General features: G+C 38.6%; 7 protein-coding genes. 2 read left to right on the top strand and 5 right to left on the bottom strand.

The window, feature by feature from the left end; all coding sequences use genetic code 11:
* Positions 1 to 106: 106 nt before the first annotated feature.
* Positions 107 to 1159 carry an extracellular solute-binding protein gene (locus tag ACKI5B_RS12110; RefSeq protein WP_407429117.1) on the top strand — a complete coding sequence of 351 codons (1053 nt, stop codon included), beginning with the start codon at positions 107 to 109 and terminating at the stop codon, positions 1157 to 1159.
* A gap of 54 nt (positions 1160 to 1213) precedes the next feature.
* Here ACKI5B_RS12110 and ACKI5B_RS12105 read toward each other — a convergent pair whose 3' ends face one another.
* From ACKI5B_RS12105 to ACKI5B_RS12090, 4 genes are read right to left on the bottom strand one after another with little or no spacing between them, the layout of a single operon-like run.
* Positions 1214 to 1534, bottom strand: a complete 321-nt coding sequence (locus tag ACKI5B_RS12105; protein WP_407429115.1) for a MerR family transcriptional regulator — start codon at positions 1532 to 1534, stop codon at positions 1214 to 1216.
* A 23-nt stretch (positions 1535 to 1557) separates the two neighbouring features.
* A complete protein-coding gene (gene der, locus ACKI5B_RS12100; RefSeq protein WP_407429113.1) occupies positions 1558 to 3117 on the bottom strand; it encodes a ribosome biogenesis GTPase Der in 1560 nt (519 codons plus the stop codon).
* Positions 3118 to 3124: 7 nt separating this feature from the next.
* Positions 3125 to 4849 carry a phosphoenolpyruvate--protein phosphotransferase gene (gene ptsP, locus ACKI5B_RS12095; RefSeq protein ID WP_407429111.1) on the bottom strand — a complete coding sequence of 575 codons (1725 nt, stop codon included), beginning with the start codon at positions 4847 to 4849 and terminating at the stop codon, positions 3125 to 3127.
* Positions 4850 to 4858: 9 nt separating this feature from the next.
* Positions 4859 to 5749 (bottom strand): hypothetical protein, encoded by an 891-nt coding sequence (locus ACKI5B_RS12090; RefSeq protein WP_407429109.1) that lies wholly within the window; start codon positions 5747 to 5749, stop codon positions 4859 to 4861.
* A 128-nt stretch (positions 5750 to 5877) separates the two neighbouring features.
* On the opposite strand from ACKI5B_RS12090, the gene ACKI5B_RS12085 reads away from it, so the two are divergent.
* Positions 5878 to 7284 (top strand): ATP-dependent 6-phosphofructokinase, encoded by a 1407-nt coding sequence (locus ACKI5B_RS12085; RefSeq protein ID WP_407429107.1) that lies wholly within the window; start codon positions 5878 to 5880, stop codon positions 7282 to 7284.
* 46 nt (positions 7285 to 7330) lie between these two features.
* On the opposite strand, the gene ACKI5B_RS12080 is transcribed toward ACKI5B_RS12085, so the two are convergent.
* The coding region (locus ACKI5B_RS12080; protein ID WP_407429119.1) for an IS3 family transposase at positions 7331 to 7417 on the bottom strand (87 nt) is incomplete at its 5' end.

Genomic DNA, 7417 nt, shown 5'->3' with positions numbered 1-7417 from the left:
CGCTTTCTTTCGTACTCATTCTGTTAATTGGTGGTCTGGCAGTTCTTTTGAGAAAAAGTCTTAAAGGATTCGCCGCAAGCCATTAAAATATTTTTTGGAGAAAATTATGAAACTTCTTTCTAAAATTACACTAGCGGCACTTGGACTTGCAGCTGGATTTGGTCTTATTTCCTGTGAACAAAAAAAGACCCTTAAGCTCTTTACATGGACTTACTATACACCAACTGAAGTAGTAAAAGCCTTTGAAGAAGAATTTGATTGTAAGGTTATCGTTACTGAATATGATTCAAACGAAACCATGTTCAACAAGCTTGTAAACGGAGGAGCAAAAAGCTTCGATATTGTCGTTCCTTCTCAGGATTATGTTTCAATCATGATGAAACGCGGAATGTTTCAGCCGATTATTCAGGAAAAATTTACAAACAGAAGCAAAATTAATCCGAAAGTTCTTGAAAAAGTTACTTACGATCCTGAAATGATTTATGCTGTTCCTTATTACTTTGGTGCAGCTGGAATCGGTGTTAATAAAAAGAAAATGCCTGCCGGTGATTATGAACGCACATGGAATATTTTTGCTGATGAGCGCTTCAAGGGACATGCTTCAATGATGGACGACTACCGCGAAGTTATCGGTGATGCCCTCAAATACAAAGGATATTCTGTAAGCACTACAAATGAAGAAGAAGTTGCCGATGCAGTGAATTTAATCAAAAGCAAATGGCTTCCAAACATCGTAAAATTCGATGCTGAAGGTTTTGGAAAAGACTTTGCTGCCGGAAATTTGTGGGTATGTCATGGATATGCTGAAGTTATGTATGGTGAAGTTCCGGAATCAGAATGGGAAGATACAATCGACTTCTTTATTCCAGAACAGGGTGGAGCTTCTTATCTTGACAGTATGTGTATTCTTAAAGATTCAAAAGAAGTTGAACTTGCTACAGAATTCATTAACTATATTCACCGCCCGGAAAATTATGCAAAATTCCTCGACTTCTTTAACTTCCCGTGCTTTGTCAACCTTGAAGCTCAGCAGTTTATGACAACAACACCTCTTTACGAAGCAAGTGCTATGGATAACTGTGAACTTAAAAATGACCTTGGTGAAAATCTTGATATGTACTACAAAAAGTGGGAAAGTCTGCGCCTTCAGGTAAACTAAGTTAGTTTTTTATTGATTAAAATACTTTTTTAAGCAAGGGATTTTCGCCCTTGCTTATTTTTTGCTCTTTTTGAGATTAAAATATAATTCTGTAAGCTCTGAACGAAGTTCTCTGATAGCATTCATGGACTGTGCGTGTGTTTCATAGGCTTCTGATTCATGCAGAATCTGGTTTCTTGCGCCTTCAATTGTATATTTCTGCTCATAAATTAAATGCTTTAGTCTTAAAACGATTTCAAAATCACGTTCTGTATATACCCGTCTTCCCCCCAGATCTTTTCTTGGGGCAAAACCCGGGATAACAGTTTCCCAGTACCTGAGGACATTTGCTTTTATGCCAGTTAATTCTTCAATCTCGCCGATTGTATATGTCATTGATGGCTCCAAACGAACAGTTTTTAGCTTTCACTGTCTGTATTAAAGCGGTTTTCCCATTTTTTACGGCTTGGTTTCATGTTCAATTCAACCGGAATCTGGTCAAATCCTAAATCTTTACGGATTGAATTTTTGAGATAGGTTACATAACTTTCAGGAACATTATCCGGACTTGTGCAGAAAATACGGAATGAAACCGGATTTGAGCTGGTCTGAGTCATGTAGCGGATTTTGAAATGAATTGCCTTGCTTGCCGGTGGCGGATAATGAAAAAGCCAGTCAGCCAGCGCTTTGTTGAGTGCACTTGTTTCAATTTTACGGGTAAGCTGGCTGTATAATTCAATTGCCTTATTTAAGAGATCTTTTATTCCTTCACCATGCAAAGCAGAAAGAGGTAAAATCGGTGCCCAGTTCATGTGACCGAACATTGTTTTGATGTAATCGACAGTTGACCGCAGTGTTTTACGGCTTTGTTCCTGCGTATCCCATTTGTTCAAAACAAAAATTATACCGCGACCGCGTTCATAGGCAAGTGAACAAATTTTTTTATCCTGATCAGCCAGACCTTCCTGAGCATCAATCATTAGAAAAACTACATCACATTTATCAAGTGTTTTGATTGCACGGTTAACAGAATAATATTCAACATTTTCATGAACTTTCTTTTTACGGCGGATCCCGGCCGTATCCATAATTTCAAAATTCTTTCCTGCGTATGAAAATTTGCCTTCAACTACGTCACGGGTTGTACCTGCATAATCAGAAACTATCGATTTCTCTGTGTGGGTAAGACGATTTGAAAGTGTTGATTTTCCTGTATTAGGCTTTCCTAGGATTGCAATCCGGATTGGCTGTTCAGGCTTTTCTCCTTCTTCTACTGATGAAAAATCCAGATTTTCTGTAATTTTATTTGCTAAATCTGTAATATGGTCTCCGTGATCGGCAGAAATAAAAAGTAAATCATTAAAACCGTACTGAAGATAATTCCATGCAACATCTTCACCTTTCCCGCCTTCGCATTTATTTACTGCTACAACGAGCTTTTTCCAGTAAGGGCGCAGAAGATGTATAAATTCTTCGTCTTCTCCGGTGATTTTTCCGGCTTCGAGTAAAAGAACGATTTTATCAGCTTCTTTTATGGTGGCAAGTGTTTTTTCTACAACAAGCTCATCCATTTCTGATTCACGGCTTTTTAAATCGCGGTCAAGTTTGTAGCCGCCTGTATCAACAAGCCGGACTGGTTTACCTGCAATAAAAGCATTTGCTTCTACAGGGTCGCGTGTAACGCCGGGAGTTGGATCTACAATTGCAAGACGCCGGTGCATAAATCTGTTAAAAAGAGTCGATTTTCCTACATTTGGACGGCCTGCAATTACTACCAGAGGCAAATTTATATAATATTTTGAAGTATCATAACCTGCTGTCTTTACTTCAGATTTGTATTGAGCGATTTCTTCAGAAGTTTCTAATTGTTCATCTTCTTCCTGAAACTGATTATCGAAATTGATTTCATTTTCCGGAATTTGAGAAGATTCTGTTTTTTTAGGTTTTGAAAAATCTGGTTTTGATTTGTGTTTAGCCATGAGCCTATTATAAACTATTTAGCCTTTTTGAGGAAATGGCTTTAAGCTCTTCTATGCTCATTTTTGAAAGAAGTTCTTTAACACTGGTGATTAATTTTGGGCTCATACTTAAATTTCTGACCCCCATACCGGCTAAAACAATAACACTTTCGGCACGGCTTGCCATTTCACCGCAGACAGAAACTGGAATGCCTGCAGATTCAGCCGCCTTAATGGTTTTGTGCAGCAATCTTAAAACTGCCAGATGAAATTCATCATAAAGAGGGGCTACAAGTGCATTTTCACGGTCAACACCAATTGTATACTGGGTTAAGTCATTTGTTCCGATTGAGAAAAAGTCTGCTGTATTAGCCAGACAGTCTGAAATCATTGCAGCCGCAGCTGTCTCAATCATAACTCCTACCGGAACATCCGGGTTAAAAGGAATGTTTTCGGTTTTAAGCTCTTCCTGTACTTTTGAAGCAAGTGCAAGAGCTTCTTCAACCTGTTCTACACTTGTAATTAAAGGAAGCATGATTTTGAGATTTCCGTAAACACTTGCTCTATAGAGGGCACGGAACTGCGTCCTTAGTAAGGATGGATTTGCAAGTGTGAGCCGGATTGCCCGCAGCCCCATAAGAGGATTTTTCTCTTCACTGGTTGAATGATTAATATCAAGTGATGAAATGATTTTATCACCGCCTGCATCCAGTGTTCTGATTGTAACAGGCTTACCTTTCATTGTTTCAAGCACTGTTTTGTATGCAAGAAATTGATTTTCTTCACTGAATGCGGCAACCTTTGAATGAGCCGCTCCCATACTGCTGTTTGCATTTGCTTCACTCATGAAAAGAAATTCAGTTCTGAAAAGTCCGATTCCGTCAGCACCTTCTTCTATTGCAACTTTTGCTTCTTCAACTGTACCAATATTTGCCATCAGCTGAAAATTTTCGCCGTCTGAAGTCTGTGAAGGTAAATCCCGGTAGACTTTTAATTTTTCGGCATGAGCTTTTGCTTCATCGATTTTTTGCTGATATTCAGATACGGTAAAATCATCAGGTTCATTAATAACTTCACCGGAATTTCCATCGATAATGACCGTATCGTTGTTTTTGATTTCTTCAAGAATGTCATTAATATTGAAAACAGCAGGAATTCCGTAGTTTCGCGCCAGAATGCCTACGTGTGAAGAAACACCGCCGTCAGTCAGTGCAATTCCTGCAATTCTTCTTTTGGAAAGAATGACAGTGTCGCTTGGGTTCATTGACTTTGCGACAATTACTGCATCATCGGGAACGTTTTCAATATCAAAGGGATGAAAATCAAGAAGATCATTTAAAACCCGGCCGAAAATATCGCAGATATCTTCGGATCTTTCTGCAAGATAAGCATTGCCGCTTGAACGAAGCCTGTTTGCATAATCTTCTGTTTTTTGATTTAAAACATACTCAATAGAATAATTTTCTGATTCGAATGTTTTTCTGACATCGCCCAAAAATTCCGGATCATTGAGCATGAGAAAATAAGTTTCAAAAATTTCTGACTGGACTTTATCGTCTTTAACAGAATCGAGCTGACTTGCTATTTGACCTGTGATTTTGGCAAGTGAGCGGTTAAAACGTTCTAAATGGCGCGGTTTATCTTCGTTTTTAATTTTCTTTGAGGAAATTACTCTTTTTTCAGATTCTGGAATTACAAAAGCCTTTCCAATTCCTATTCCAGCGGAAGCCGAAATGCCAAATAGAACGTTCATGGTTTTATTTTACTCTTTTGTGTTTTGTGTGTCTGCTGTTTCAGAAACTTCAGCAGTAGTTTCTGCCTGAGAATCAGCCGGCTGTGAAGCACGGGCTGGCATTGGAATAGATGTTACTTCTGTTGAATCAGCGGTTTGGGTTTCTGCAGAATCTTCTGTAACTTCACCCATATAGCTTACAGCAAACTGTCTGATTGCACTGTCAACTGCTTCTTTTAAGGTTTCAACAAAAGTGTCCTTGTTGTATTTATGGCTTGAGATTTTTGTTCTTTCTGAAGTCTGTGTAATGAAAGTTTTATTGATGATTTCTTTACCACGTTCATTTAAAACTCTTACTTTCATTGTTACAAGGCCGACAAACTCTCCGTTCCATTTGTTTCCGGAAAGAAGTTTTTTCTCGAAAGTGAAATTAGCGATAATGAGGGAATTTGCTCCGACTTCCTGCATAATAAGGCGCGCATTTTTTGCACCAAGTGTTGTGAAATCTTTATAGCCCGTTGCAACAACTGTTGCACTGAGAGCATTAAAATAACTTGCGGTTGTGTTCTGATAGCGTTCTGAAGAAACAACTTTATTTTTATCAATAAATTCACATGCAGCAACTTCAGAAACTATGCTTCTGAAACTGTCATCGGCATAATCAAGCCGGTCTTTTGCAGTAACTATTTCCGGATTTTGACCGTCAATAAGTTTGTTTACCATGTTACTCAAGATTCCATCTGAACTTGCTTCATCATCATTATTCGGGTCATCTGCAACCCATGGAACCTGTGAATTTCCTACAATTGAAACAATGGCTACAGGAGATGAATCCTTAAGCGCTAACTTTGTAGAGCCGCAGCCTGTTAAAAACGCAATTAATGTGAGTGCCTGAATGGTAATAATAATTTTTGTTTTCATGTTTTTCCTCTGAATGTTCAACAAATATAAATGTAGAGAAGTTACATTTTTAATTATTAAAGCAAATTATTGTTGAAATGTCGATAATTTCAGTTTAAAATATATTTAATAAAGGAGCAATCATATTCATGGAAGAAAAATTTGATTTTACGATTGAACAGCTCGGAGAATGTAAAGTTCCTTCTCCAATTGAACTTTCAAGAGAACACGGTGAATTCAGGGCAAATTATGTCCGGGATACTTCTTTTGTGCGCTATAAAGTAAATGTATTTGATGCCAACTCAACCGAAAATGAATTGACTAAGGGCAATCTTATGCAAAAGGCAGGCCCGCGTGAATTTATTTATTTTAATCCTGCACATGTAACAGCCGGAATCTGTACCTGCGGGGGTTTGTGCCCAGGCCTTAATGATGTTATCCGTGCTGTTGTACGCTGTTTGTGGTTCCGTTATGGTGTTAAACGGATCCGCGGTTTCCGATATGGTTTTAAAGGCTTTTTCGCTGATTCAGGATATGACACAATTGAACTAAATCCTAAGGTAGTCGATGATATTCATAAAAACGGCGGTTCTTTTCTGGGAACAAGCCGTGGTGGTGGAAATCGTGTTGCTGATATTGTTGATGCCGTTGAATCTTTAAGTATCAATATGCTTTTTATCGTTGGTGGTGACGGTACTCAGCGCGGGGCTCTTGATGTTGCCCGTGAAGTCGAAAAACGCGGTTTAAAAGTTGCTGTTGTTGGTATTCCTAAAACTGTAGATAACGACCTTCTTTTTATTGACCGTTCATTTGGCTTTGAAACTGCTGTAGAAAAAGCCCGTGAAGCTGTTGATGCAATTCACATGGAAGCTGAATCTCAGGTTAACGGTATTGGTGTTGTAAAACTTATGGGACGCGAATCAGGTTTTATTGCAACTTCTACAGCTCTTTCCAGTCATGAAACAAACTTCTGTCTTATTCCTGAAGTGCCTTTTGATTTAGACGGTCCAAACGGTTTCCTTTCTCATCTGGAAAAACGTCTTGAACGGCGTGGTCATGCTGTTGTAATTGTTGCAGAAGGTGCCGGACAGGAGCATATGCAGTCTACCAATGAAAAAGATGCTTCCGGTAACAAAAAATTGTCTGATATCGGTGTGTTCCTTTGTAATAAAATCAATGAATATTTTGCCAATAAAAATATCCATGTAAACCTTAAATATGTCGATCCGAGTTATCAGGTTCGTTCAGCTGTTACTACGGCAAATGATTCGATTTACTGTGAACGCCTTGGAAACAATGCCGTTCATGCAGCTATGGCCGGTAAAACAAAATGTGTTGTTGGTCTGGTTCATGATAAATATGTCATTATTCCAACAGAAATGGTTACCCGAAAGCGAAATATAGTTGATCCTGAAGGAGCTCTCTGGCGTGATGCACTTGATGCTACTGGTCAGCCTATTCTTATGGTCAATAATATTCAGTCTGTTATTGAGCACATGAAGCGCAGTGCTGCAGAAAAAGACAAAAAAGCTGCCGAAAAGAGCGAAAGTAAATAAAAAAAAGGCTGTTCATGAAGTGCACCCCAATTATTGGACACTTTAACTAGGCTGATTTTAAGGACTGATTCCTGAATTGTAAAGGGGTCAGTCCTTTTAATTTAACCTTAATTCTTTTTTCGTTGTACCAAGA

It is taken from the genome of Treponema sp., from assembly GCF_045657965.1.
Lineage (GTDB): Bacteria > Spirochaetota > Spirochaetia > Treponematales > Treponemataceae > Treponema_D.
Note: the sequence above shows the minus strand (reverse complement) of the source record. Positions and strands in the feature narration are given on the sequence as shown.